We start from the raw sequence: 26716 nt of genomic DNA, 5'->3' as shown, positions 1-26716 counted from the left end.
AAAAATAAATTGTTCGCTAATGTAGTATTACTACGTGAACAATGGCAAAGCAGCAAGCAGGCTGAAACGCAGACGAGTGGAAACAACAGCGTGTCGCTGTAAAGAGGCTTGAATCGGGATTTATATCAAGCGGGTCATGCGCCAGCCACACGCTGCTCCTGCCGCCATTTCGTCACCATCTCGCTGCTGATTTCGCGCTCATAACAGATGGGAGCATAGCCGCCCTGCCGGCTCCACGCGCTGCGCCCGCCGCAGGCGCTGCCGTTCTTGGCGGCATTGTAGGGACAGGGGCAGCGGCCCGGATAGGCGGCGATCGAGTCGGCAATAATGCGCTGCTTGACCTGCGCGCTCGACAGTGCCGCCTGCCCCTGGCTCCATACGGTGGAAGCGCAGGCCAGCAAGGCGAGCGCGAGGGCAAGGCGGAGGTTTTTCATGGCGGTGGCAATCGTCGGTGTTGGCGTTGCCAGTATGACACATATCCATCCTTTATTTGCGGTCAAGCAAGCCTTCGCACATGGCGGAAGCGGGCGTACTGGTTCAACAGCTTGTTGATCAGCTGGTCGCTTGTGTAACAGCTCACATTATGCTGCGGCTCCCACTGAACTGGAAGCCATAGCCCGCTAGTGCCTGTTCTCCGGGGATGCTTGCCGGGATTCGGCCCAAGCGAAGCTGGGCGAGCGATAGCCTAGTGCGCGGATGGTATATCGGACGACGCCGCTTCGTCATCGAAATCCATGGTCTCAGGATCGGGATCCGACACCTGTGGTGCACCCATGAGATTCAGCCAGACAAATCCGGCCAGCCCGGCGACAAGCGAGGCCAGCAAGATCGCCATCTTCGATGCGTTGATGACCTCGGCTTGGCCCACGAAGGCAAGATTGGTCATAAAGATCGACATCGTGAAGCCGATACCGCCGAGCAAACCCGCGCCCAGCACATGGCGGCAGGCCAGGTCCAGCGGCAGGCGGCACACGCCGAGTGCCACCGCAGCAAACGTGAACAGGAAGATGCCCACCGGCTTGCCGATGCCCAGCCCCAGCAGGATGCCAAGACTGTTGCTGGTCAGCAGCTCTGTCGCCCAGCCGGTGCAGATCACGATGCCGGTATTGGCCAGCGCAAAGATCGGCAGGATCAAAAAGGCTACCGGCTTGTGCAACACATGTTCGAGCCGCTGCGAAGGTGAAGCGGCATCGTCCTCGATAGCCGAATCCGGAATGGCAAAGGCCAGCAGCACGCCGGCAATCGTCGCGTGCACGCCGGACAGCAGCATGAAAAGCCACATCAGCGAACCGCCCAGCAGGTAGGGCCACAGCGCCATCACGCGCAGCACGCGCTGCACCAGGAACAGCGCCGCGAACACGCCCAGCGCCGCGAACAGGTATGCGAAGGATAGCTGGGTCGTATAAAACACGGCAATGACAATGATGGCGCCAAGGTCGTCCATCACGGCCAGCGCCGCCAGAAAGACTTTAAGCGACACCGGCACCCGCTTGCCGAGCAGGCTCAGTACGCCGAGGGCGAAGGCGATGTCGGTGGCCATCGGAATACCGATGCCGGCCTGGGTGGGCGTGCCACCGTTGAACGCCAGGTGTATCAGCGCCGGCACGGCAATGCCGCCGGCCGCCGCCAGGATGGGCAGCATCGCACGGCGCAGGTCGGACAATTCACCGTTGTACAGCTCGCGCTTGAGTTCCAGGCCGATCAGCAGGAAGAAGATCGCCATCAGCGCGTCATTGACCCAGTGTTCGATGCTCAGGCCGGCAACGTAGCGGTGCCAGAATCCCAGATAGTCCGCACCCAGCGCCGAGTTGGCCAGCGCCAGCGACACGATGGTGCAAAGGATCAGGATAATGCCGCCTGCTTTTCCCGACTGCATGAATTCATTGAAGGTGCTGGAGAGTTTTTTTTCGATGCGCATGGTGTGTTCGGCCCCCTGTCCTGGTGGATGGGGGCGCCATTGTCTGGTGGTGATGGAGGGCGTGTGGAATGCTCGTGACAGCGGCGCGTCAGGAGGTGTCTACCAGAAACGGAACGGCCAAAGGCGCAGCATGGCGGCGCGCGTGTCGAAGAAGATAGCGGGGAAATGCAAGAGGGAACAAGGGCATGGGCAGCGGACACAAGTGTGGTGCGTGGCGGCCCGACCAGCGCATGTCCTGTCATGCTTGTTTGCATGATCACCCTGTCGTCATTATACCATTAGCAATATCAGCTCGACAGTGGCAAAATTGATGTGGCAGCGAAACGTGCAAAAGCCCCCGCGTACTTCAAAAAAGGCATTCGGTTCAAGAAGGGAACTTGGTCGCTAGTACTGTATGAGACGCCATCAGCCCCAGTTGTCCGGTGCCGGAACGACAAGAGCGGCAGCAATGATACTTCACCAGAAAGCAAGACGCCGCACCCAATGAAGCCAATGAGCCAAATCGGAAATCCGGGATTTTCCCCTTTTGATCCCGCAGCCGACCGCGAACTGCGCGCGCACCCGAGGCGCAAACAGGAACAGCCCAGCGAGAACGAATGGCTCGCGGTCAACGATCCGGAAATCCGGGGAGTGATGTGCACGGAAACCGGGCAACACCGGTCGGTTCGAGAGGTCTTGGGGAGGGACATCAAGGACCTGATGGACCTCCGCATGCGGGTGAGGATGAACCTGCAAACCGACCCGCTGTACCGGTGCTCCATCTGCGGGGTTGCCGTGCACATATGCTCCAGCCGCAACACCCGGCGCTTCTTTTTCAAGCACCGGGAACAAGACGGAAGCTGCCCGGCAAACACGTCAGGCGACTTGAACCAGGACGAGATCAACGCAAGGAAGTACAACGGCGCCAAGGAAAGCAAACTTCACTTGCGTATGAAGGACTGGATAACGCAGTGCCTTACCCTCGACGGCCGCTTCAACGAGATCCGCCAGGAGACCCGCTGGAAAGGCGCCCTCCCGTCGCAGTGGCGGAAGCCGGACATCACGGCACAGTACGGGGGCATTCGCGTCGCCTTCGAGATCCAACTCTCGACCACTCCGCTCTCGGTGATAGCCGCCAGGCGAATCTTCTACCAGGCGGAAGGCGCGCTCTTGTTCTGGATATTCGCCGAATTCGAGCAGGATTATCGTCGTCTGACGGAAGACGACATATTCTTCAGCAACAACCTGAACGCCTTCGTCGTCAACCAGAAGACGGTCGAGGCTTCCATCGAAGCGAAGGAGTTCCTTGTCGAGTGCGTTTGGGTGCAGCCGATTGAGGGTGGCGGGCTTTCCGGACTCCACCGAAGGCTCCTGCCCTTCCACACTCTCACCTTGCAGCCGGAGACGCAGCGCGCGTTCTGGTTCGATTTCGACGGGGCGAGGCGCGCGCTGGAGCCACGCTCCGCCGGAGACGCGCTTCGTACCGACATCGAGAACTGGTGGCTGGCCGAAGGCCCGCTCGACAAGGAGGACGAAGCCTCCGAAAGATGGAAGGTTTTCCATAAGCGCCTGCAAGCCCTCGACGTCGAGGCGACCCCGTATATATGGGACTACTTCACGACGCTGAAAGTCCTTTACTGCGCGAAGCACGGTCGCGCAATCTGTGACCGGAGGGGAACGCTGATCGCAGTCGCCCACGGGATCATAAGCAGCCACAGGCGCGACCTGCAGTGGTTCATGCGCGCAATCAAGGCGTTTGACAAATCCGGCCTGCTCGACCAGCAGGATGCCAACCGAAAGTTCGCGAGCAAGCTTAGCGCTGCCCGGAAGGACTACGTGAACGATCCCTTGCCGTTCGTCCCGCACGAAAAATGCGGTGCGTTGGTGAAGTTCCTTTTCCCGGAACTGGGGAGCCTATCGTAGGCCCACCAGATCCACGCGCAATGCAACATCAAGAGCTTGAACGCGACGCGCGCTACCCTGTAATCTGTCCGCAGTGCCGCGCGAAAACGAAAGCCGTGCCCACGTTAACCAAACCATGCCATGAAAACAATTGAAAAGATCCGGCTGTCCAACTTCAAGAAATTCGAGCGGTTCGAAGTGGACTTCGACAAGGAAATGAATATCCTGATCGGCGACAACGAAGCCGGAAAGAGCTCGATACTGACGGCCATCGACTTGGCTTTGGGCGGAAGCCGAAGCAAAGTGGACTCGGCAGGAATCGAGAGCCTCCTCAACATCAACAGTATCGCCAAATTCTTTTCGGGAGGCGCAAGATCCATCGGCAGGCTGCCCACAATGTTCGTGGAAATATACCTCAGCGACCAAGGCAACCACGATCTCAACGGGAAGAACAACTCGGCAGGCAAGGAATGCGACGGCCTGCGAATGGTCTGCGCACCCATGGACGAATTCGGAAAGGAGATTGTCGACATCCTCGCGCAGCCCGGCGAAAACTTCCCATTCGAGTACTACGCAGTCAGGTTCGCAACCTTCGCTGACCAGCCTTATTCCGGCTACTCGAAACACGTCAGGCACCTGATGATCGACAGTTCCCAGATCAACCACGAATACGCCACAAGGGAGTACACCAACTCCATGTACAGCGCCCATGCCAGCGCGCCCCAGAAATACAAGTTCCAGAATGAGTACCGGAAGCACAAGACGCAATTCAGGACCGACGTCCTGGCGGAACTCAACGACACCCTCAGCGACTACAAGTTCACCGTGCGCAACAATGCGAAGTCTAACCTCGAGACGGACCTGGTCATCACAGAGGGCGACATACCCATCGAGCACAAGGGCAAGGGGAAGCAGTGCCTTATCAAGACCGAATTCGCCCTCAAGAAGAACGCGGGAACCCACGCGCTTGACGCGATCCTCCTTGAGGAACCCGAGAACCACTTGAGCCACCTGAACACCAAGAAGCTCATACAGAGCATCCGTGAATCGAAGACGAAGCAGGTCTTCGTGGCGACCCACAGCAGCCTTATCTGCACGCGCCTGGACCTGCGGAAAGTGGTCATGCTGAACAGCAGTTCCGGAGTCCCCCTCGTGCTGAACGGCCTGTCGGCGGGCACGGCCGACTTCTTCATGAAGGCGCCCGACAACAACGTCCTCGAATTCATCCTGTCGAAGAAGGTCATCCTCGTCGAAGGCGACGCGGAATTCATCCTCATGGAAGCCTTCTACAGGAAGGCCGCAGCCGGGCGCACTCCCGAACAGGACGACGTGCATGTGATATCGGTAGGAGGCACGAGCTTCAAGCGTTATCTTGAGCTGGCCAAGGCGTTGGAGATCAGGACGGCGGTCATCCGCGACAACGACGGCGACCACCAGAAGAACTGCGTCGACAGCTATTCGGATTTCGCTGGCCTCGCCCACGTCAAGGTGTTCGCCGACCCCGCGAACGCGCGCAGTACCTTCGAGATCTGCATGTACGCAGACAACTCGGTCGCGTGCGACGAGCTCTTTGGCCCCGGCCGGAAGACCCTCCCGGTGCAGGACTACATGCTGAAAAACAAGGCCGACGCGGCCTTCGAACTCCTCGAAAAAAAGGAAGCAGCCCTCGCTACCCCGCCCTACATTCAAGAGGCCATCGCATGGGTAAAAGCGTAGTATTCGCCGTCGCGGGGTCCGGAAAGACGCGGCTGCTCATCGAGAGCCTGTCTCTGGACCGCAATCACCTGATCCTGACCTTCACTGACAACAACCTAGCCAACCTGCGTTCCAGGGTGATGCAGAAATTCGGCTACGTCCCGCACAACATAAGGCTCGCGACGTATTTTTCGTTCCTGAACTCGTTCTGCTACCGACCGCTCTTCGCCATGGCGATGAAGACAAGGGGATTCAACTGGGACGCTCCTCCTGCGCGGACGCTGAAGTTCTCCCGGGACTCCGACAATTACTACGTCGATGGCGCGCGGCGCATGTACTACGGCAGGCTGGCCCTGTTTCTGGAGAAGCGGAACGCCATTCCCGACATCGTGGCCCGCGTGGACAAGTACTTCGACTCGCTCATGGTTGACGAAGTGCAGGACTTCGCCGGGCACGACTTCAACTTCCTTTCCGCAGTCGCCTCCGCGTCGGGCGTGGACGTGCTTCTGGTCGGGGACTTCTACCAGCACACCTTCGACACCAGCAGAGACGGGGCGACAAACAAATCGCTCCACGATGACTACGCGAGGTACCGTGACCGCTTCCGAGAGCTAGGGATTGCCATTGACGACAAATCGCTGGTCAAGAGCCACCGCTGTGCGCCCGCAGTATGCGGTTTCGTAAAGGCCCAGCTCGGCATCGAGATGGAAGCGCACGGCGATCATGAAGCGCTCGTAGAGATGGTGTGCGAACAGGCGCGAGCCGACGAGCTCTTCGCCGACGGCGCGACCGTGAAGCTCTTCTACAGCGAGAGCAGCAAGTACGAATGCCATTCGCTCAACTGGGGCGGATCGAAAGGGCTGGACCATTTCAAAGACGTGTGCGTCGTCCTGCCTGACAACGTCTCGAAGGCATACAAAAAAGGTAATTTGACCACGCTCCCGGCAAGCACCAGAAACAAGCTCTACGCCGCCTGCACCCGTGCCAACCGGCACCTTTACCTCGTTCCAGGGGCGCTTCTCAAGCAGTACAAGACGCCAATACCTAACAGGAGTTCAGAATGGGCGCAGACGTAACCCAGTCCGAAAGACTCGTCGCGTGGCTGTGTAAACATGCCTTCCTCAGACTCTGGAGCCATCCAAACCAGTTCGAAAAGAAAGACAAGGAGCTTTGCGATTCCCTGATAGGGTACGGTGACCAATTCATAATCATCTCGGTCAAGGAAATCGACTACAAGGAAAGAGGCGACGCCACCGGCTGGAATCGGTGGACTATGGCCCCGACCGGAGCCACGCTTGACTTGAACGCCGCCTTTCCAGGCTTGAGTATCTTGCGGCGCGGTTCGGTCGGCGGGCATAGCATTCGCCGGCAGGCTGCGGCGTCTCTACGCTCTCGGCGACAGGAGATCACGAAACCATTTCCACGAGCACGGGCTGTCCTGTCCAGTCGTACCTCATGCACACAGGCCTTTAGTAAATATCCTCGGGAACATCGGCATCACTGCCTCGATCTGGCGCTAAGTGATGGCTGCCGCACGCAATATCAGTTTTAAATCGCTGTTTGTTAACACCGATGATTCCGTCGTAGCTCGACATCGATGTCTGGATATGGGGAATATCGGCTTAAACTTGCGTTAGCGCGAATTGCCCATAAGCTTGCCCGATGTAACTATCGCAGTCTGAAGAATCCTTTCCAGAACGAGAGCCAGTCCCACATGTTCAACATACTCATCGACACCAGCGTATGGTTAGACCTCGCTGCGGACCCGAAACAAACATCCTTACTCGACGCTCTTGTCGACCTTGTGGCCAACGGACGCATAACCCTCATAGTGCCCAGGATAGTCGTCACTGAATTTCAGAAGAACCGCAATCGCGTTGCAAAATCGAGCGCGAAGAGCCTTGCGTCACACTTTGACCAGGTCAAGGATGCAATTCGTCGGGCTGAGAACGACAACAAGCAAAAAGATAAGATCCTCGGCTATCTGTCCGACATGAACCACCGCATTCCGGTGCTCGGCGGCGCAGCGGAAGGTACCCTTACAAGAATAGAGCAAATACTTAGCAATGCTGCAATCATCGAAACTGGAAACGAGACAAAAATTATGGCCGCCGACCGCGCTCTGAATCGGAAGGCACCTTTTCACCACGAGGGCAAGAACTCCATGGCGGATGCCATACTAATAGAGACCTATTTTGAATGCGTGCGCACAATGGGCGGACTAGGACGCAGGTTCGCCTTCGTCACGCACAACAAGCAGGATTTCAGCATCGTCAATGGTAACCAGAAGCTGCCGCATCCAGACTTCGCGGGTTTCTTCTCGAAGATCAAGTCGATGTACTTCATCAACTTGGCCGAATGTCTGCGTCGAGTCGATCCTCTGACTGTTACCTACGCGATGCTGGAACAGGAATGGATCGAGGAACCGAGGAGCCTTAGCGAGATGCTTGGCGCGATGGATCGGCTTACAACCCAGGTTTGGTACAACCGGCACAAGAACCTGGCTTGGAAGATCGCAAAAGGAAAGCACAAGATCGTCAGTCGGGAAGAATGGGAAACCGAGAAGCTCAGCGGGCAAGCCCATACCATCGAAGACATTTGGGCGGGGGCGCTGAAGTCCGCAAAGAAGGCGGAACGACAACTTGGCAAAGGCAATTACGGCCCTTGGACCGATTTCGAATGGGGAATGATAAACGGTAAACTATCTGCGCTCAGATGGGCCTTAGGGGACGAGTGGGACCAGTTATACACATAGGTGCACGTCTTTCAAAGCCGTTCCCGCATGAAATATTCCCCAAGTGGGGAATATCTGGGAAATAAACGAACGAAAGCGGCCCCGCGATTTCTCGCGGGGCCGCTTGTATTCTGGCTCCCCGACCTGGACTCGAACCAGGGACCTGCGGATTAACAGTCCGTCGCTCTACCAACTGAGCTATCAGGGAAGTGAGGCCGTATTATATACGCCGGTTTTTCAGCTGTCCAGATTCCGGCTGGAAAAATTTTAGCGGCGCCCCACCCTGCTTTTCATAGACAAATCAACCGGGCACTTCCTGCGGAAAGTAGTCGAATACCAGCACCCGCGCCAGCCAGGGCTTGAGCAGTTCGACGAAGGCCAGGTGGGCGGGATGGGTCAGGTAGACGTCGCGCGCGGCGGCGCCGTCGAAGGTCAGGGTGAAGCAGTCGGTAAAGCCGTCGTCGAGCCCTTCCGGACTGACGTTCTCGCCCCATTCGAATTGCAATACGCCGGGCACGCTTTCCTTGAGCAGGGAAAATTCATACACAAGCTCGGCGTGTTTGGCGGGCGTGATGTCGCTGTTGAATTCGCACAGGACAATATGGCGCAAGGCGGCGGTGCAGGTCATGGTGGCTATCCTTCTGGTAACGTCTGGAAAGGATAGCGCAAATCAGGAAAGCGGGTGGCAAGGCGCAAAAGATGGCTTGCCGGCGCGCTTGGCGCGGATGGCGGCGATCTTTTCCCAGACCAGCGCCAGTTCGCGCTCGCCGGCCTCGTGCATGTCCAGGCCCTGCGCCTGGCACAGGGCCGCCAGGGTGACCATCACGCCGCCGATTTCCTGCGCTTTCTCGCCGGTGTCGCGGCCAAATACATAGTCGACGATGCGGTGCGCCTCGGCGGCCGTGGCGCCGCAGGCCTGGGCCAGTTCCAGCGACTCCTCCAGGAAGCGATGGTTGCGCTCGGCCGGGTCGTTGGCCAGTTGCTCGCCGAAGCAGGCGGCGACCCAGGGGGCGACGCGGGCCTGGAACGGCAAGTCAGGGGAAGCGGGATCGATCTGGTCTGGCATGGGCGTGCTCCGGCGGAAAGTGGCGCTGAAATGAAAAAAGCCACGTTTTTCAACGTGGCTTTCAAATTCTGGCTCCCCGACCTGGACTCGAACCAGGGACCTGCGGATTAACAGTCCGTCGCTCTACCAACTGAGCTATCAGGGAAAAGAGGCAATATTATATGTCGTTCATTTCGCATTTGCAAGTCTCGTTTAACACTCAACTTGCTACGTTACTACCGACTTTCTACTGCCTTCGGCGCCACTCTTGCAAGCAGCGCCGAAGAAGCAAGATCTTAAAGCACTTTGGCAATCGCGTCAATAACGATGTCGATATTGCGCGAATTCAATGCTGCCACGCAGATACGACCGGTGTCGACGGCGTAGATCGACTGCTCGCGCAGCGATGCCACTTGCTCTTTGGTCAGGCCGGAATACGAGAACATGCCGATTTGCTGGCGCACGAATTCGAAGTCGTGGCCTGGCGCTTTTTCCTTCAGTTTTTCAACGAAGGCGTTGCGCATTTCGCGGATGCGCACGCGCATGCCGGCCAGCTCTTCTTCCCACAGCTGGCGCAGTTCCGGGGTCGACAGCACGGTGGCGACGACCTTGCCGCCGTGCACTGGCGGGTTCGAGTAGTTGGTGCGCACCACGCGTTTCAGTTGCGACAGCAAACGCGTCGCTTCTTCGGCGCTGGAGGCGACCACGCTCAGGGCGCCGACGCGCTCGCCATACAGCGAGAACGACTTCGAGAACGAGTTCGATACCAGCAGCGGGCCGCCGGCGTCGGCAAAGCGCTGCACCACGGCGCCGTCTTCGGCGATGCCGTTGGCGAAGCCCTGGTAGGCCATGTCGAGGAACGGCACCAGGCCGCGCGTGGTCACTACGGAAATGATCTGGTCCCACTGGGCGACAGTCAGGTCGGCGCCAGTCGGGTTGTGGCAGCAGGCGTGCAGCAGCACGATGGAGCCGGCCGGCATGTTATTCAGGCTGGCCAGCATGCCTTCAAAATCGACGCCATGGGTGGCGGCGTCATAATAGGTGTAGTTGTTGACTACGAAGCCGGCGCTTTCGAACAGCGCGCGGTGATTTTCCCAGCTCGGGTCACTGATATAGACCTGGGCACCGGGTGCGAAACGCTGCAGGAAGTCTGCGCCGATCTTCAGTGCGCCGGTGCCGCCGATGGCTTGCACGGTAATCGCGCGGCGCTCTTGAATCACGGCACTATCAGCCCCAAATACCAGTTCTTGTACAGCTTTATCGTAAGCCGCGAGGCCTTCGATCGGCAGGTAGGTGCGTGGCGCGGCCTGTTCGATCAGGATCGCTTCAGCTTTGCGTACGCAAGCTAACAGAGGCACTTTGCCGTTGTCGTCATAATAAACGCCGACGCCGAGATTGATTTTAGCGGGATTCTGGTCCGCGTTAAATGCTTCGGTGATACCCAGGATCGGGTCACGTGGGGCCATCTCGATGGCGCTAAACAGACTGGCAGAAACAGTTGGGTTCGTCATGATAAGATTGGATTCGATTGGAAGCAGGTTCACAGCGGAGTTGTTGACAGCGCCCAAATAACGTTAATACTGCTTCGGGGCCGCCAGCAGAGGTCTATTCTAACAAAGGTCTGATTCACATGCCCGATTTATCCAACGTCAACGACACCGAACCGACAGTCGTTACCTTCCCCGATTCGCCCTTCAAGCTGCATCAACCGTTCCTGCCGGCCGGCGACCAGCCGACCGCGATCGAGCAATTATCAGAAGGCATTAATGACGGCCTGGCCTTCCAGACCCTGCTCGGCGTGACGGGTTCGGGCAAGACCTACACGATGGCCAACGTGATCGCGCGCATGGGCCGGCCGGCCATCATCTTTGCGCCGAACAAGACCCTGGCCGCGCAGTTGTACAGCGAGTTCCGCGACTTCTTTCCGCAGAACGCGGTCGAGTACTTCGTCAGCTACTACGATTACTACCAGCCTGAAGCGTATGTGCCGCAGCGCGACCTGTTCATCGAGAAAGATTCCTCGATCAACGAGCATATCGAGCAGATGCGCCTGTCGTGCACCAAGTCGCTGATGGAACGGCGCGACGTGGTGATCGTCGCCACGGTGTCGGCCATCTACGGTATCGGTAATCCGAACGAATACCACCAGATGATTCTCACCTTGCGCGTGAAGGATAAAGTCAGCCAGCGCGACGTGATCGCGCGCCTGATCCAGATGCAATACACGCGCAACGAAGTGGACTTTGGCCGCGGCACTTTCCGCGTGCGCGGCGACACCATCGACATCTTTCCGGCCGAGCACGCCGAGCTGGCCGTGCGCCTGGAAATGTTCGACGACGAGATCGAATCGATCCAGCTGTTCGACCCGCTGACGGGCCGCGTGCGGCAGAAGATTCCGCGCTTTACGGTGTATCCGGGTTCGCACTATGTGACGCCGCGTTCGACCGTGCTGCGCGCCGTCGAAACCATCAAGGACGAGCTGCGCGACCGCCTTGAATTTTTCCGCAAGGAAAACAAGCTGATCGAAGAGCAGCGTCTGGAGCAGCGCACGCGTTTTGATCTGGAAATGATGGCCGAGATCGGCTTTACCAAGGGCATCGAGAACTACTCGCGCCATCTGTCCGGCGCGCTGCCGGGCGAGCCGCCGCCGACCCTGGTCGACTATCTGCCGCCCGACGCCATCATGTTCCTCGACGAGTCGCACGTGCTGACGGGCCAGCTCAGCGCCATGTACAACGGCGACCGTTCGCGCAAGACCAACCTGGTCGACTACGGCTTCCGCCTGCCGTCCGCGCTTGACAACCGGCCCTTGAAATTCGAGGAATTCGAACAGAAGATGCGGCAGACGATCTTCGTCTCGGCCACGCCGGCCGAGTACGAGAAACAGCATTCCGACCAGGTGGTGGAACAGGTGGTGCGCCCGACCGGCCTGGTCGATCCGCAGATCATCGTGCGCCCGGCCAGCAGCCAGGTCGACGACCTGATGTCGGAAATCGTCGAGCGCATCAAGAAGGACGAACGCGTGCTGGTCACCACCCTGACCAAGCGCATGTCCGAGCAGCTGACGGAGTATTTGAGCGACCATGGCATCAAGGTGCGCTACCTGCACAGCGATATCGAAACCGTGGAACGTGTGGAGATTTTGCGCGACCTGCGCCTGGGCACGTTTGACGTGCTGGTCGGCATCAACTTGCTGCGTGAAGGGCTGGACTTGCCGGAAGTGTCGCTGGTCGCCATTCTCGATGCGGACAAGGAAGGTTTCTTGCGGTCCGAACGCAGCCTGATCCAGACCATCGGCCGCGCCGCGCGCAACCTGAACGGCACCGCGATCCTGTACGGCGACCGCATCACCGATTCCATGCGCCGCGCCATCGACGAGACGGAACGGCGCCGCGCCAAGCAGATCGCGTTCAATACGGCCAACAACATCATTCCGATCGGCGTCAAAAAATCGATCCGCGAAATGATCGACGGCGTCTACAGCCCGCAGGAAGCACGCGAAAACCTGCAGGTGGCGCAGGAAACGGCCAAGTTCGAAGCGATGAGCGAGAAACAGGTCAGCAAGGAAATCAAGCGCCTGGAAAAACTGATGGTCGACCACGCCAAGAACCTGGAGTTCGAAAAAGCGGCGCAGGTGCGCGACCAGTTGCATATCCTCAAGCAGCAGCTGTTCGGCGCACCGGGAACCGACAACGTGACGTCGATCCTGGGCAAGTAACTGTTATCGGATGCGTAGGTCGGATTAGCGGCAACGCCGCGTAATCCGAGTCCATCGCCGGCGCCAACCATGATGTCGGATTACGCGCTTGCGCGCTAATCCGACCTACCGCCCCCGCTCCCCCTCAATGCCCCTGAACGAATGCCGTCACGGCGTCGACCAGGGCGGGCGCCAGCGGCAACTCCGGATCGCCGTAGGACGGCAGTTGCTGCGCCAGGTCGCCACCGGCCAGCTTCAGCACATGATTCATGCCCGGCACGATCACCAGCTTCGCCTTCGGCGCGGCAGCCGACAAGGCCTGGGCATCGGCCACCGACACCTGCAGATCGGTTGTCCCCTGCACCATCAAGACCGGCATGCGCAAGGCGGCCACGGCCGCGCGCGGGTCGACCTTCAGCGACGAAATCAAATACGGCTGCACCGACGGCCGGTATAGCGCCAGCAAGGCTGGCGGCACGTCTTCTACCTGCTCGCCCCGTTTGAGCGCCAGCAAGATGCGCTCGTTCTGCGCATACAGCTCGGCCGGCAGGCGCGGCTTCAACTGCGTGCGCAGGATATCGTCCACCCCGCTGCCTGCACCGGCAATCAGGATGCAGGCGTCAGCAGGCGCCTTTTCGCAGGCGACTGCCGCAATCTGGGCGCCTTCGCTATGGCCGGCCATCACGATGCGTGAAAAGCGCGGATCGGCGCGCAGCTGCCGCAGCCATGCGGTGGCGTCATCGATATAGTGGTCCAACCGCAAATCGGCCTCGCGCACGCCAGGCAGCGCGCTGGCGCCGACGCCGCGCTTGTCGTAGCGCAGCGTCGCGATGCCGGCGCGCGCCAGCGCATCGGCCACCATGCGCAAGGAATCATTGCGGCCCGGCAGCGCGGCGCTGTTGCCATCGCGGTCGGTCGGGCCGGAACCGGCATGCAGCAGCACCACCGGCCCCCTGCCCTCCACCGCCGGCAGCGACAAAGTGCCATGCAGCACGCCGCCCTGCACTGCCAGGATCACTTCCTGCTCGCCAGCGGCAGCGTGCGCCGGCAAGGCCAGCAGCATGACCAGCACACCGCATATCCATCGCATCATTGCGCGTCCCCTTGTGAGTGCATATCGAGCCGCTTGTACCGCAGCAGCGAGTACAGCACGGCCACCGGCGCCCAGGCAATCGCCGGCACCAGCAGCAGCCAGCCGGGCACGCCCGCCGCCAGCATGCAAAACCCCAGCAGCCCGCTGCCGACCATCAGCCTGGCCGCAAAGCGGTGCGTGGCGTACCAGACGCGCTCGCTGGACAAGGTCCACGGCGTGCGGATGCCCAGGTAAAAATTGCGCCGTACCTTGCCCATGGGATTGCCGGCCAATATCAGCATCACGAACAGCCCGGCCGGCACCGCGCGGTCGATCGGCACCGCCATGCCGACAGCGCTGGCCAGCACCAGGCCTTGCACATACGCCAGCAGCACCAGCCCGACGCCGAAGTTGTAATAGTAGGTCGCTTCGAACGGTTCCACCTCATGCTGGCGTGGTGACAGCGGCGGCAGCAGCAAGGCCAGCAGCATGATGACGGCCATCAGCCCCGGCCCCAGCAACCACAGCACCGCGCGCGGCGCGTAACTGTCGGCCTCGCCGCGCCAGTTCCAGTGTACCGCCACCACTTCCGGCAACTGCGGCCAGGCATGCACGATGGCGGCGCTGACGGCCGCAATCAACAACAGGCTCAGTGCGATAAAGCGCGCTTTCATCATTTGCTCTCCTTGTGGTCAAGATCGGTCAGGTCCAGCATCCAGGCCAGCACATCCTGCAGCACGGTGGTATTGAGGCCATACCAGATGGTCTGGCCTTCGCGCCGGCGCGTGATCAGGTCGGCGTCGAACAGCACCGCAAAATGGTGCGACATGGTGGGTTTGCTCATGTCGAAGTGGCCAGCCAGCTCGCCGGCCGTCATCTCGCCGGCCCGCAGCAGCCGCAGGATTTCGCGCCGCGCGGGGTCGGCAATGGCCTTGAAGGCGCTGTTGGTGGCATTCATATTAAGATAAACATCTAATTAGATAATTATCTAAATATAGTGACGATCGCTGCTGCCGTCAAGCACCTTATCGAGCCCCCGGCAACCGGTAATCGAGATCGTAGAAATGCTGCCCGCCCTCGATGCGGATACCCATCGTGCCGCTGATACCCTCCAGCTGGCCGGTGCCGGAATGGGGCACGATCACGATCGACAGTTCCTGTTTGCCGTCGGCCATGGTGCCCGCATGCCGCACCACGAAACTGCCCTGCCGGCCCTGCAGCACGCCCGTGATGGACTCGATCGCGACATAGCCGGCCGCGCCCTTGGTGTCGGTGACGGCGCTGAGCATCTCGCCGCTGGCGGTGGCGGCCAGGTCGCCCTTGTAGACCTTGTCGAGCAGCATCCTGCCCAGCGTGGTGCGCCCCGAGCGTTGCGGCGTGGTGGCCGGCGTCATGGTGATGTTGAAACTTCCCGAAACATGGGTACTCATGCGATGATCTCCTTCCATGAGCGGTGCCGCGAAAGCGGGCGCCGCCGATTGACAATATGCGGCAAACAACAAGCCCAGCATTGGGCGAACTGCGCTGTGCGGTGGCATGGTTTCCTTCCATCAAGACGAAAACACCAGCGTAACGCCAGGCGAGAGAACAATATTGGATAAAGCCGACAACGCCGCGAATGTACTGACAGAGATCAAGCATGTGCCCAAGGGCATCGTTGACCCACGCGCCACGGCACGCCGGATACGGCTGGCAACGTATCCGCCCGCCGCCGCGCTGGCGCCGTTTGTGGAATATTTCTGGATAGTGGCATGGGATCTGCGGGACCGCGCGCCGGAAACCCAGCGCGTGCTGCCGTATCCGAATGCGCATCTGGTGTTCGACGCGGGCCGCACCGCCATCCACGGCGTGGTGCGCGGCGCTTTCGACCGCCCTTTGGCAGGCGCCGGCAAGGTACTGGGTGTGCGGTTTGCGCCAGGCGGCCTGCGCCCGTTCATCGCCCAGCCGCTGTCCTCGTTCACCGACGGGACGATCGCCGCCGATGCGCTGCTGGGCATGCCGGCCAGCCAGGCGGAAGCATTGGTCTTGCGGCAGATCGATGACGGCGCCATGGTGGCGCAGGCACAATCCATGTTGCTGGCGGTGTTGCCGGAAATCGATGACGCCGCCTTGCTGGCGCGCCACCTGACCGCTGCAGCCGCCGCGCCCAACGGTCCGGTCAGCGTGGCGCAACTGTGTGAACACATGGCGATCGGCGAGCGCCGGCTGCAGCGCCTGTTCGCCGATTATGTGGGGGTGCCGCCAAAATGGGTCATCCAGCGCTACCGCCTGCAGGAAGCGATCTGGCGCCTGGCGCAACCCGATGCGCCCGACCTGGCCAGCCTGGCGCAGGAACTGGGCTTTTTTGACCAGGCCCATTTCAGCGGAAAATTCACGGCGCTGGTGGGCTGCACGCCGCTCGACTATCGCCGCGCGCAACTGCCCGGGGATGGCCAGGACTAGGCTTGCATGTCCTCGACATGGGCGCGAATGATGCTGGAGAAATCCGCATCGGCGCTCAAGCCCAGCGCTTCGGCACGCTTGGTATCCCAGGCGCCGGGCCAGCTCCTGACGATGCGCTCGACCGCGGCGTCGGGCGCATGGCTGATGCGGGCTGTCACTTCGCTGCCGGCAACCTCTTCGAGCGCCGCGATCATCTGGCCCACGCTGACCGACAGGCCGGGCAGGTTGACGGTGCGGCTGGCGCCGAAGGCCTCGCCCGCCAGTTCATGGCCGGCGATCAAGGAGGCGATGGCGCCGCGCGGCGACAGCAGCCACAGCCGCAGGTCGGTGCCGACCGGACAGACGGACGCTTCGCCATTCAAGGGTTCGCGGATGATGCCGCTGGCAAACGAAGACGCGGCCTTGTTCGGCTTGCCCGGACGCACGCTGATGGTCGGCAGGCGCAGCACGCGGCCGTCGACGAAGCCACGGCGGCTGTAGTCGTTGAGCAGCAGTTCGCCGATGGCTTTTTGCGTGCCGTACGACGATTGCGGACTCAAGGCGGTATTGTCCTGCACCACCTCCGGCAACTGGCCGCCGTACACGGCCACCGAGCTGGTAAACACCACCTTCGGTTTATGCCCCAGTTCGCGGCAGATATCGAGCAGCAGGCGCGACGCGTCCAGGTTGATGCGCATGCCCAGCTCGAAATCGGCCTCGGCCTGGCCGCTGACGATGGCGGCCATGTGGAAGATCGAGGCGGTGTCCGCATCGATGGTGGCGCGCATCAGCACGCCATCGGCGATATCGCCGGTGACGACTTTGACGCGCGCATCACCGAAATCATGGGCAGGCACCACGTCGACCAGCACCAGCTCGGTGATGGTCTGCAACTGGCCCGCGCTGTCGGTCAGCCGGCCCTGGTCCAGCAACTGGCGCGCCAGGCGCTGGCCGAGAAAACCGGCGCCGCCGGTAACGAGTACTTTCATGTTCATGCTCCTTGTTTATTGTGATAGGCCGCAAGCCAGCCGAGGCCATCCTCGGTGCGCCCGCGCGGACGGTATTCGCAACCGATCCAGCCCTGGTAGCCCAGCTCGTCGAGCAGGCTGTACAGATACGGGTAATTGACTTCGCCGTCGTCCGGTTCATTGCGTGCCGGCACGCTGGCGATCTGCACATGGCCGATGCCGTCAAAGTTCTGTCTGAACGTCATGGCGATATCGCCTTCGACGATCTGCGTGTGATAAAAATCCATCTGCACCTTGACGTTCGGTGCGCCCGATTCCACGCGCAGCGCATGGCCTTGGGCCTGCGTCACGAGGAAATAGCCGGGCATGTCGCGCCCGTTGATCGGCTCGATCAGCAGTTCGATGCCATGCTCGCCGACGGCCTTGGCGGCGTATTGCAGATTGGCCAGGTAGGTGGCGCGGTGCAGCGCCAGGTCGGCGCCAGCCGGCACCAGTCCCGCCATCATGTGCACGCGCGGGGTGCCCAGCGCCAGCGCATACTCGATGGCGCGCGCCACGCCCGCGCGGAACTCTTCCTCGCGGCCCGGCAGCGAAGCGATGCCGCGTTCACCCGCCACCCAGTCGCCTGGCGGCAGATTGAACAGCACGTTCTGCAGGCTGTTGTCGCGTAGCCAGCCGGCCACTTCCTGCGGCGCATGGTCATACGGGAACAGGAATTCGACGCCCTGGAAGCCGGCTTGCGCCGCAGCGGCAAAGCGCTGCGGGAACGGCACTTCATTGAACATCATGCTGAGATTGGCGGCAAAACGGGGCATGCGTGTCTCCTTGAATCTTAGATATCGAGTTTGAATGTGTGCTTCAGGTCGGCGATCTGTTCCGCGTCCAGCGGGCGGGTCGGCACATCGCGCAGCAGCAAAAACAGCTTGGCCGTCTCTTCCAGTTCCTCGGCCGCGTACACGGCCGCCTCCAGGTTCGTGCCGGACACCACCGGGCCGTGATTGGCCAGCAGCACGGCGCTATGCTTGCGCGCCATGGCGCCGATGGCACCGGCCAGCGCCGGGTCGCCGGGGCGGTGGTACGGCACCAGCGGCAAGCGTCCCACCTTCATCACAAAATACGGCGTCAGCGGCGGAATGCAATCGTCGTGGTTCAGGCCGCACATGCAGGACACCGCCGCCGAATGGGTCGAATGCAGGTGCACGATGGCGCCGGCACCGCCGCGCTGCTCATACATGGCGCGGTGCAAGAATGCTTCTTTCGACGGCGGCGCGCCGCTGATCAGGTTGCCATTCCAGTCCAGCTTGGACAGCTGGGCCGGATCGAGCCGGCCCAGGCTGGCGTTGGTGGGCGTCAGCAGCCAGCCGTCGTCCAGGCGCACGCTGAGGTTGCCGCTGCTGCCGGCCGTCAGGCCACGCTCGTACAGCGACTTGCCGAACTCGGCGATCTGTTCGCGCTGGCGCGATTCGGTGCCGCTCATGCCAGCACGTCCCAGGCCTTGGTAAAGAAATCGACGCTGCCGAAATTGCCCGACTTGAGCGCCAGCGCCAGCGGTGCGCCATCGGTCTCGCCCGATGCCGGCAAGGCTTGCGTCCACGGCACGCCAGGGTCGATTTCGGGGCCGATGCGCAGGCCCGCCACGCACAGGGCCTTGACCACCGCGCCCGAGGTTTCGCCGCCGGCGACGATCAGCTGGCCCACTCCCAGGCGCACCAGGCCCTGGGCGATGGCCGCCAGCGCCTCCTCGACCAGCGCGCCGGCCCGCGCCACGCCCAGCTGCGCCTGCACCGCGCGCACGGCGTCCGGCGTGGCGGTGGCATAGATCAGGACCGGCCCTTGCGCCAGGTGCGCGCCGGCCCATTCCAAAGCCGCCTCCACCATGCTGTCGACGACGTCGCCGCCGGCCGCCAGCTGCAAGGGATCGACATGGAACGCCGGCGCCTGTTCGCGCAAGTGCGCCACCTGCTGCTGCGTGGCCACCGAGCAGCTGCCGGAGATCACGGCGCGAAAGCCCGACGGCGGCGCCAGCTGGCCGGCCTGGCCGCTGGCCAGCGCCGCCAGCTGGCCGCGCTGGCGGAAATTCTGCGGCAGTCCCAGCGCGATGCCGGAGCCGCCCGTGATCAGTTTCAAATCGAGGCAGGCCGCGCCGATGGCTTCCAGGTCGCGGTTCGACACCGCATCGACCACGGCAAAGCGGCAACCCTGGCCGCGCAGCTCCGCAAAGCGCTGGGCGATGGCGGCGGCGCCCTTTTCCACCACGGCAAAGTCCGCCAGGCCCACCTTGGCTTGCACCTGCTGCTGCAGCACGCGCACCAGGTTCGAGTCCGTCATCGGCGTCAGGGGGTGGTCGCGCATGCCCGATTCCGCCAGCGGCACGTCGCCGACAAACAGATTGCCCTTGTAGATGGTGCGGCCATTGGCGGGAAACGCCGGGCAGGCGATCGTGAAGTCGGTATCGAGCGCCTGCATCAGCGCCTCGGCCACCGGGCCGATATTACCGCGCGCGGTCGAATCGAATGTGGAGCAATATTTAAAATAGAACTGCTTGCAACCGGCCTGCTGCAGCCAGCGCAAGGCCGCCAGCGATTCGGCCACCGCTTCCTCGGGCGCATTGGTGCGCGACTTGAGCGCGATCACCACGGCGTCCACGTCGCCGGGTGGCGGGCCTTTCGGCACACCGATCAGCTGCACCGTGCGCATGCCGGCCTTGACCAGCATGCCGGCCAGGTCGGTGCCACCCGTGAAATCGTCGGCGATACATCCCAGTAATACAGTCATGGTTCTCTTTCCTTAATTCGTCGATGCTTTCACCGGCAAGGTAATGCCGGGGAACAGCTTGATCACGGCCGAGTCGTCCTCGCCACCATGGCCGGCGGCCGAGGCCTGCATGAACATCTGGTGCGCGGTGGCCGACAGCGGCAGCGGGAACACGCTTTTTTTCGCGTAGTCCAGCACGATGCCCAGGTCTTTCACGAAGATATTCACGCTTGACAAGGGCGTGTAGTCGCCCTTCAGTATATGCGGCACGCGGTTCTGGAACATCCAGGAACTGCCGGCGCTGTTCGAGATGACTTCATACAGCGCATCCGGATCGCAGCCGGCGCGCAGGCCCAGCGCCATCGCTTCGGCGGCGGCGGCGATATGCACGCCGGCCAGCAACTGGTTGATCATCTTGACTTTCGAACCCTGCCCCGACTGTTCGCCGAGGCGGTACAGCTTGGCGCAGATGGCATCGAAAATGCCGGCGCAGGCGTCGAAGGCGTCGGGCGCGCCGGCCGCCATCACCGACATCTCGCCGCTGGCCGCCTTGGCCGCGCCACCGGAAATCGGCGCGTCGATCAGGCGCAAGCCCATCGCCGCCAGCCGCGTGCCCAGCGCTTCGGCAAATTCCGGCGCCACCGTGGCGCAGGCGATCACCACGCTGCCCGGCGCCAGCTGGCTGGCCGCGCCGTGCTCGCCAAACAGCACGCTTTCGGTCTGCTGCGCATTGACCACCACGATCAGCAGCGCCTGTACCTGCGCCGCCAGCGCGGCCGGCGAGGCCGCCGCATGGGCGCCCGCATCGACCAGCTTCTGCACGGTGTCGGGCCGCACGTCGCAGGCATGCACTTCGAAGCCGGCGCGCAGCAGCGATTGCGCCATGCCCATGCCCATCGCGCCCAGGCCGATGATCCCTACTTTTTCGATTGTTGCGCTCATTGTCTGCTCCAGTATTTATTTGTTCACCAGCTTGGCCGGCACCCGCATGATGATGATCGCGCCGATCACCAGGATGCCGGCCAGCAGGTAGATGGCGATATCGGTCGACTGCGTCAGGTCCTTGATCGAACCGATCATGTAGGGTGCGGCAAAGCCGGCCAGGTTGCCCACCGAGTTGATGGCGGCGATGCCGGCCGCGGCCGAGACGCCGCCGAGGAAAGCGGTTGGCAGGCTCCAGAACATCGGCGAGGCGGCCAGGATGCCGCCGGCGGCAATCGTCAGGAAGAAGATCGCCCAGCCCGTGTTGTCGGCGCCGGCCAGTGCGCTGCAGACGATGGCGGCGGCGCCCACGACCAGCGGGATCGCCATGTGCCAGCGGCGTTCGCGGTATTTGTCCGAGCTGCGACCCAGCAAGATCATCGAGGCCACCGCCACCGAATACGGAATCGCCGTGAACAGGCCGATATTGAGCACGCCCGTCACACCGGCCGCCTTGATCAGGCTGGGCAGCCAGAAGGTCAGCGAGTACTGGCCCATCACGCAGCAGAAATAGATCAGGGCCATCAGCCAGATGCGTGGATCGGCAAACATGGCGCGGATCGACGGATGCGACACCTTGCCCTTCGCTTCCGTCTCGATGCGCTGTTCGAGGATGACTTTTTCGTCTTCCGTCAGCCATTTCGCCGAGCGGATGCTGTTGTCCAGGTACAGCAGCACGGCCACGCCCATGATCACGGCGGGGATCGCTTCGAGCACGAACATCCATTGCCAGCCGGCATAGCCATACACGCCGGCAAAGGTTTCCATGATCCAGCCGGACAGTGGTCCGCCGATCAGGCCGGCGATGGGAATGGCCGCCATGAAGGTGCACACCATGCGTGCGCGGCGCTCGGAGGGATACCAGTAGGTCAGATACAGAATGATGCCGGGGAAGAAGCCCGCCTCGGCCACGCCCAGCAGGAAGCGCATGATGTAGAACATGGTCGGCGTGGTGACGAACATGAAGGCGCCGGAAATGATGGCCCAGGTGATCATGATGCGGGCGATCCAGACGCGCGCGCCTATCTTGTGCAGCATCACATTGCTGGGCACCTCGAACAGGAAATAGCCGAGGAAGAACACCCCGGCGCCCAGGCCATACACGGTTTCGGAAAATTGCAGGTCGGCCAGCATCTGCAGCTTGGCGAAGCCCACGTTCACGCGGTCGAGGTAAGCGACGATGTAGCAGACCATCAGGAAGGGAATGATGCGCCAGGTGACCTTGCGGTACACGGCGTCATCAATGGATTTTTGCGCTGCGGCGGCGCCAGCCGGCAAACCCGGCTGTGCTTGGGATAGTTCCATGCGTGTCTCCTGATTGAGATAAGCGACCTTGCCTGGTTTTTTTTAGACCACCGGAGGTGGCTGGCAAGTTGTCTATAATTTGTATGGCTGTATGTTATGTGTGTGTTTTATGTGTGTCAAGCTGTATATTTCATATAATGTCAGCAAGCACTTTCAAGCCCGCCCGATTTTTTACCGCCAGCACAAGGACACTCCGATGGACCGCTCGTTCAGTTTTACCCTGCCCGCCCCCGAACCGGCCGCCGGCAGCTTTGCCGCCGGCACCCTGGGTGCGCGGGTGGCGGCACGGCTGCGCCAGCAGATCCAGAACGACGGCCTGGCGGGCGGCACGCGCCTGCCGTCGGAGCAGGCGATGGCCAGCCATTTCGGCGTCAGCCGCACGGTGCTGCGCGAAGCGATCGCCCTGCTGCAGGTGGACGGCGTGGTGGCCACGCGCAAGGGCAGCGGCACCTTTGTCTGCGTGCAGGATGCCATCAAGGGCGGCGAGCGCGGCGATGCATTGACGGAACAGTCGGTGCAATCGCTGCTGAACCTGATCGAAGTGCGCCAGGGCCTGGAAGCGGAAATCGCCGCGCTGGCCGCCGTGCGCCGCACGCCGGGCCAGCTGGCCGAGATCGAACACGCGCTGCGGCGCATCGAGGAAGCCGTGGCCCATGGCGTCGATGGCGTCGAGGAAGATGTGCGGCTGCACCTGTGCATCGCCGAGGCGACGGGCAACCCCTACTGGCCGAAATTCGTCGCCATGTTCGCCGACCCGATCCGCTCGGCCGTGAAGGTAACGCGCGCCAACGAAGCGCGGCGCGCCGATTTTTCGGTCGAAGTGCGCTGCGAACATGAAAAGATCGTCCAGGCGATCGCCGCCGGCGACCCGCAGGCGGCGCGCCAGGCGGCGATGGAACACATGCAGCACGCGGCCGAACGGGTGCGCCTGGCCGACCGCGAATTCTGGCGCGGCGACGGCGGCGCGCTGGCGCGCACGCTGGGGCGCGATCCCATCATGCAAAAATAAGCGCAGGCACGACCTACACCGGCCGCTTTTGCCTGGCGATGCTCGCCGCCAGCATGTCGAACAAGGTGCGTGACGCCGGCGGCATCGCGTGCTGGTGCTTGCTGATCAGGCCCAGCGTGCGTTTCACGGCAGGGTTGACCAACGGCACGCCGACCACCATGCTTTGCCGTTCCGGCAGGATCGACAGCGCGGGCACCGCCGCCACGCCCAGGCCCGACTCCACCAGCGCCAGCACGCCTGACACGTGGTTGATCTCGCACGAGATCCACGGATGTTTTTCCACGCCGGACAGCGCGGCATCGAGCACGCTGCGGTTGCCGCTTGACTTGGCCACCGCGATATAGCGTTCATTGACGGTATCCTTCCAGCTCAGCTTCTTGCGTTTGGCCAGCGGATGATCGTGCCGCATCGCCAGCACATAGCTCTCGACATAGATGGGCTGGAAATGGATTTCCGGGTTTTCGGCGCCCGTAAAACAGATGCCGAAATCCGCCTCGCCGGCCAGCACGAGGTTGAGCACGTCCTGCGCGCTTTCGTCATGCACGCGCACGCGAATTTTCGGAAACTGCGTGCTGAAGCGCTTGAGCACGTCGGGCAAGAAATGCCACACGGCCGACGGCACGCAGGCGAATGTCACGGTGCCGGTGCGGTGCGCGGCCAGGTCGGCCACCCCCAGCACGGCGTCTTCGAGGCCATTGAGCGCATCGCGCACGTTCACCAGGAATACCTGCCCGATATTGGTCAGCTGCACGCGCCGGGTGGTGCGTTCGAACAGCCTGACCCCCAGCGCATCTTCCAGTTTTTCAATCCGGCGGCTGAGCGCCGGCTGCGAGATGAACAGATCGGTGGCGGCCTGGCGAAAGCTGTTGCGCTCGGCCACGGCGACAAAGGCCTGCAGATCGTGGAGATCGTAATTGATGCGCTGCATGCATTAATCCCTGGAAAAATTGCAATTATCAAATTATGCCACTTCAACGATGATGGGCCATTCATCATCGGAGGAGACAAGATGTTTCAACATAAGCTGGTGCGGCGCTCCGCACCCATGCTGGCCGGCCTGATGCTGCTGGCCACCGGCGCGGCGCACGCCGCCGAGATCCGCGTGGTCAGCTCGGGCGGTTTCGCCCAGGCCTACAAAAACCTGGCGCCCGCCTACGAGCGCGCCAGCGGCGACCATCTGCTGTCCGAATGGGGGCCGTCGATGGGCACCACCAACCATGCCATTCCCGCGCGGCTGGCGCGTGGCGAACAGATCGACGTCGTCATCATGGTCGGCGATGCGCTCGACAAGCTGATGCGGGAAGGCCGCCTGGTGCCCGGCAGCAAGGTGGTGCTGGCGAACTCGCCGATTGCCTGCGCGGTGCGCCACGGCGCGCCCATGCCCGACATCAGCACCACCGAGGGCCTGCGCAGCGCCTTCCTGCAGGCAAACAAGGTGGCTTATTCGGACAGCGCCAGCGGCGAATACATCGAGCAGCAGCTGATGCACAAGCTGGAGATCACGCAGCAGATGCAGGGCAAGGCCGCGAAAATTCCCGCCACCCCGGTCGGCGAGATCATCGCCCACGGCCAGGCCGATTTCGGCTGCCAGCAGCGCAGCGAACTGATGCCGGTCGCAGGCATCGATATCGTCGGACTGCTGCCGGCGGAGGTGCAGCTGATGACCGAGTTTTCAGCCGCGCTGGTGCGTGACGCCAGGCAGCCGGAAGCCGGACGCGCCCTGCTGCGCTTCCTCGCCGCGCCGGCCAACGCCGGCGCAATCGAGGCCACCGGCCTGCTGCCGGCAGCGGCGGCACGCAGCGCAAGCACGCACTAACCACCTCCCTTCATCATTGATCATCAGGTAAACCATGGCCATTCCATCGACCGCCACACCCGACATCGCGTCGGTCGCGCCGCAAGAACCGCTGCGCGCGCCCTCGCGCATCGGCACCGTCATCCGCGTGACGAGCGGAAACTTCATCGAAATGTACGATTTTTTCCTGTTCGGCTTTTACGCGACGTATATTTCCAGGGCGTTCTTCCCCGCCACCAGCGAATTCGCCGGGCTCATGATGACCTTCGCCACCTTCGGCGCGGGCTTTTTCATGCGCCCGCTGGGCGCCATCCTGCTCGGCAGCTATATCGACCGTATCGGCCGGCGCAAGGGCCTGGTGCTGACCCTGGCCATCATGGCTTCCGGCACGGCGCTGATCGCCTTCGTGCCAGCTTACGCCACCATCGGCCTGCTGGCGCCGTTGCTGGTGCTGACCGGGCGTTTGCTGCAAGGCTTCTCGGCTGGCGTCGAGCTGGGCGGCGTATCGGTGTATCTGTCCGAGATGGCGACACCCGGCAACAAGGGTTTTTACGTCAGCTGGCAATCGGCCAGCCAGCAGGTGGCCGTGATCTTCTCGGCCGCGCTGGGCTATTTCCTGAACCAGACCCTGAGCCCTGCCTTCATCGCGGACTGGGGCTGGCGCATCCCGTTCTTCATCGGCTGCTCGATCATCCCGGTGGTGTTCTACATCCGCAGCTCGCTGCAGGAGACCGAGGCCTACCTGGCGCGCAAGTCGCATCCGACCTTCCGGCAAATGATCAAGACCATCAGCCTGAACTGGCCGCTGGTGGTCACCGGCGCGATGCTGATCGTGCTGACGACGGTGGCCTTCTACCTGATCACCGTCTACACGCCGACCTTCGGCAAGAGCGTGCTCAAACTGAGCACCGAAGACAGCCTGCTCGTCACGCTGTGCATCGGCCTGTCAAACTTCATCTGGCTGCCGGTGATGGGCGCGCTATCCGACCGCATCGGACGCTGGCCGATCATGGCGGCATGCGCCGCGCTGACCATGCTGACGGCGTATCCGTCCCTGTCCTGGCTGGTCAACCATCCCAGCTTCGACCATATGCTGATGGTCGAGTTGTGGCTGTCTTTTCTCTATGGCAGCTACAACGGCGCCACCATCGTCGCGCTGACGGAAATCATCCCGGCCAGCGTGCGCACCACCGGTTTCTCGCTGGCCTACAGCCTGGCCACCGCGCTGTTCGGCGGCCTGACACCGCTGGTGTCGACCTTGCTGATCGAGGGCACCGGCGACAAGGCGGCGCCAGGCTACTGGATGGCCGGCGCCGGCGCCATCAGCCTGCTGGCCACGTGGCTGATCTATCGCGGCATCGTCAAGGAACGCCATCCGGCCGCGGCCTGATGCACCGCATCCGGCAACACCCGCTCCCCGTCTTTTTTTGGCGGGGGCCAA

General features: G+C 61.9%; 25 protein-coding genes and 2 tRNA genes. 9 read left to right on the top strand and 18 right to left on the bottom strand.

What is annotated here, in order from left to right:
- Nucleotides 1-134: 134 nt before the first annotated feature.
- The gene (locus Q8L25_RS13645; protein WP_308925336.1) at nt 135-434 is read right to left on the bottom strand and encodes a hypothetical protein; all 300 of its coding nucleotides are present in this window, start codon (nt 432-434) and stop codon (nt 135-137) included.
- 251 nt (nt 435-685) lie between these two features.
- A complete protein-coding gene (gene nhaA / locus Q8L25_RS13640) occupies nt 686-1918 on the bottom strand; it encodes a Na+/H+ antiporter NhaA (protein ID WP_308925335.1) in 1233 nt (410 codons plus the stop codon).
- A gap of 492 nt (nt 1919-2410) precedes the next feature.
- Here nhaA and Q8L25_RS13635 point away from each other — a divergent pair, with 492 nt between their 5' ends.
- The 4 genes from Q8L25_RS13635 (at nt 2411) to Q8L25_RS13620 (ending at nt 8249) form a co-directional block, all read left to right on the top strand.
- The gene (locus tag Q8L25_RS13635) at nt 2411-3820 is read left to right on the top strand and encodes a DUF6035 family protein (protein WP_308925334.1); all 1410 of its coding nucleotides are present in this window, start codon (nt 2411-2413) and stop codon (nt 3818-3820) included.
- Nucleotides 3821-3940: 120 nt separating this feature from the next.
- Nucleotides 3941-5515, top strand: a complete 1575-nt coding sequence (locus Q8L25_RS13630) for an AAA family ATPase (RefSeq protein ID WP_308925333.1) — start codon at nt 3941-3943, stop codon at nt 5513-5515.
- On the top strand, nt 5500-6570 hold the full coding sequence (locus Q8L25_RS13625) for an AAA family ATPase (protein WP_308925332.1): 1071 nt from the start codon (nt 5500-5502) through the stop codon (nt 6568-6570). Before Q8L25_RS13630 ends, Q8L25_RS13625 begins: the two co-directional genes overlap by 16 nt.
- Nucleotides 6571-7208: 638 nt before the next feature.
- On the top strand, nt 7209-8249 hold the full coding sequence (locus Q8L25_RS13620) for a PIN domain-containing protein (protein WP_308925331.1): 1041 nt from the start codon (nt 7209-7211) through the stop codon (nt 8247-8249).
- A 111-nt stretch (nt 8250-8360) separates the two neighbouring features.
- On the opposite strand, the gene Q8L25_RS13615 is transcribed toward Q8L25_RS13620, so the two are convergent.
- From Q8L25_RS13615 to Q8L25_RS13595, 5 genes are all read right to left on the bottom strand, one after another.
- Nucleotides 8361-8436, bottom strand: a tRNA-Asn gene (locus tag Q8L25_RS13615).
- Nucleotides 8437-8529: 93 nt separating this feature from the next.
- Nucleotides 8530-8856 carry a Dabb family protein gene (locus tag Q8L25_RS13610; RefSeq protein WP_308925330.1) on the bottom strand — a complete coding sequence of 109 codons (327 nt, stop codon included), beginning with the start codon at nt 8854-8856 and terminating at the stop codon, nt 8530-8532.
- A 42-nt stretch (nt 8857-8898) separates the two neighbouring features.
- Nucleotides 8899-9294: a hypothetical protein gene (locus Q8L25_RS13605; protein ID WP_308925329.1), complete on the bottom strand. Its 396-nt coding sequence runs from the start codon at nt 9292-9294 to the stop codon at nt 8899-8901.
- Between the two features lie 69 nt (nt 9295-9363).
- Nucleotides 9364-9439: transfer RNA gene (locus Q8L25_RS13600), tRNA-Asn, on the bottom strand.
- Nucleotides 9440-9569: 130 nt separating this feature from the next.
- A complete protein-coding gene (locus tag Q8L25_RS13595) occupies nt 9570-10784 on the bottom strand; it encodes an amino acid aminotransferase (protein WP_308925328.1) in 1215 nt (404 codons plus the stop codon).
- Between the two features lie 119 nt (nt 10785-10903).
- Here Q8L25_RS13595 and uvrB point away from each other — a divergent pair, with 119 nt between their 5' ends.
- Nucleotides 10904-12991, top strand: coding sequence for an excinuclease ABC subunit UvrB (uvrB, locus tag Q8L25_RS13590; protein ID WP_308925327.1), 2088 nt, complete (start codon nt 10904-10906; stop codon nt 12989-12991).
- A 124-nt stretch (nt 12992-13115) separates the two neighbouring features.
- Here uvrB and Q8L25_RS13585 read toward each other — a convergent pair whose 3' ends face one another.
- From Q8L25_RS13585 to Q8L25_RS13570, 4 genes are all read right to left on the bottom strand, one after another.
- Entirely contained in the window at nt 13116-14063 is a 948-nt protein-coding gene (locus Q8L25_RS13585; RefSeq protein ID WP_308925326.1) for an alpha/beta fold hydrolase, read from the bottom strand.
- Nucleotides 14060-14719: an SdpI family protein gene (locus Q8L25_RS13580; protein WP_308925325.1), complete on the bottom strand. Its 660-nt coding sequence runs from the start codon at nt 14717-14719 to the stop codon at nt 14060-14062. Before Q8L25_RS13580 ends, Q8L25_RS13585 begins: the two co-directional genes overlap by 4 nt.
- Complete coding sequence (locus Q8L25_RS13575) at nt 14716-15000, bottom strand: autorepressor SdpR family transcription factor (protein WP_308925324.1); 285 nt, start codon at nt 14998-15000, stop codon at nt 14716-14718. Before Q8L25_RS13575 ends, Q8L25_RS13580 begins: the two co-directional genes overlap by 4 nt.
- A gap of 67 nt (nt 15001-15067) precedes the next feature.
- Nucleotides 15068-15472, bottom strand: coding sequence for a DUF3224 domain-containing protein (locus tag Q8L25_RS13570; RefSeq protein ID WP_308925323.1), 405 nt, complete (start codon nt 15470-15472; stop codon nt 15068-15070).
- A gap of 163 nt (nt 15473-15635) precedes the next feature.
- Here Q8L25_RS13570 and Q8L25_RS13565 point away from each other — a divergent pair, with 163 nt between their 5' ends.
- On the top strand, nt 15636-16484 hold the full coding sequence (locus tag Q8L25_RS13565) for a helix-turn-helix domain-containing protein (protein WP_308925322.1): 849 nt from the start codon (nt 15636-15638) through the stop codon (nt 16482-16484).
- On the opposite strand, the gene denD is transcribed toward Q8L25_RS13565, so the two are convergent.
- Genes denD through Q8L25_RS13535 form a run of 6 tightly spaced genes read right to left on the bottom strand, consistent with a single transcriptional unit; the run spans nt 16481 to nt 22471 of the window.
- On the bottom strand, nt 16481-17452 hold the full coding sequence (gene denD, locus Q8L25_RS13560; protein ID WP_308925321.1) for a D-erythronate dehydrogenase: 972 nt from the start codon (nt 17450-17452) through the stop codon (nt 16481-16483). The genes Q8L25_RS13565 and denD overlap by 4 nt on opposite strands.
- Before the next feature lie 2 nt (nt 17453-17454).
- Nucleotides 17455-18246 carry a 2-oxo-tetronate isomerase gene (gene otnI, locus Q8L25_RS13555; protein WP_308925320.1) on the bottom strand — a complete coding sequence of 264 codons (792 nt, stop codon included), beginning with the start codon at nt 18244-18246 and terminating at the stop codon, nt 17455-17457.
- Between the two features lie 17 nt (nt 18247-18263).
- Nucleotides 18264-18908, bottom strand: a complete 645-nt coding sequence (gene otnC, locus Q8L25_RS13550) for a 3-oxo-tetronate 4-phosphate decarboxylase (RefSeq protein WP_308925319.1) — start codon at nt 18906-18908, stop codon at nt 18264-18266.
- The gene (gene otnK / locus Q8L25_RS13545; protein ID WP_308925318.1) at nt 18905-20206 is read right to left on the bottom strand and encodes a 3-oxo-tetronate kinase; all 1302 of its coding nucleotides are present in this window, start codon (nt 20204-20206) and stop codon (nt 18905-18907) included. Before otnK ends, otnC begins: the two co-directional genes overlap by 4 nt.
- A 12-nt stretch (nt 20207-20218) precedes the next feature.
- Nucleotides 20219-21127 carry an L-threonate dehydrogenase gene (gene ltnD / locus Q8L25_RS13540; RefSeq protein WP_308925317.1) on the bottom strand — a complete coding sequence of 303 codons (909 nt, stop codon included), beginning with the start codon at nt 21125-21127 and terminating at the stop codon, nt 20219-20221.
- Nucleotides 21128-21142: 15 nt separating this feature from the next.
- Nucleotides 21143-22471, bottom strand: a complete 1329-nt coding sequence (locus tag Q8L25_RS13535) for an MFS transporter (RefSeq protein WP_308925316.1) — start codon at nt 22469-22471, stop codon at nt 21143-21145.
- Between the two features lie 196 nt (nt 22472-22667).
- Between Q8L25_RS13535 and Q8L25_RS13530 the strand changes: the two genes are divergently transcribed.
- Complete coding sequence (locus tag Q8L25_RS13530) at nt 22668-23480, top strand: FadR/GntR family transcriptional regulator (RefSeq protein WP_308925315.1); 813 nt, start codon at nt 22668-22670, stop codon at nt 23478-23480.
- Between the two features lie 13 nt (nt 23481-23493).
- Here Q8L25_RS13530 and Q8L25_RS13525 read toward each other — a convergent pair whose 3' ends face one another.
- Nucleotides 23494-24408, bottom strand: a complete 915-nt coding sequence (locus Q8L25_RS13525) for a LysR family transcriptional regulator (RefSeq protein ID WP_308925314.1) — start codon at nt 24406-24408, stop codon at nt 23494-23496.
- An 81-nt stretch (nt 24409-24489) separates the two neighbouring features.
- Between Q8L25_RS13525 and Q8L25_RS13520 the strand changes: the two genes are divergently transcribed.
- Both Q8L25_RS13520 and Q8L25_RS13515 read left to right on the top strand, forming a co-directional pair.
- The gene (locus Q8L25_RS13520) at nt 24490-25296 is read left to right on the top strand and encodes a substrate-binding domain-containing protein (protein WP_308925313.1); all 807 of its coding nucleotides are present in this window, start codon (nt 24490-24492) and stop codon (nt 25294-25296) included.
- A 34-nt stretch (nt 25297-25330) separates the two neighbouring features.
- Nucleotides 25331-26665 (top strand): MFS transporter, encoded by a 1335-nt coding sequence (locus Q8L25_RS13515; RefSeq protein ID WP_308925312.1) that lies wholly within the window; start codon nt 25331-25333, stop codon nt 26663-26665.
- The last annotated feature ends 51 nt before the right edge of the window (nt 26666-26716 follow it).

The sequence above is a fragment of the Janthinobacterium sp. J1-1 genome (genome assembly GCF_030944405.1).
Taxonomy (GTDB): Bacteria; Pseudomonadota; Gammaproteobacteria; order Burkholderiales; family Burkholderiaceae_D; genus Janthinobacterium.
Note: the sequence above shows the minus strand (reverse complement) of the source record. Positions and strands in the feature narration are given on the sequence as shown.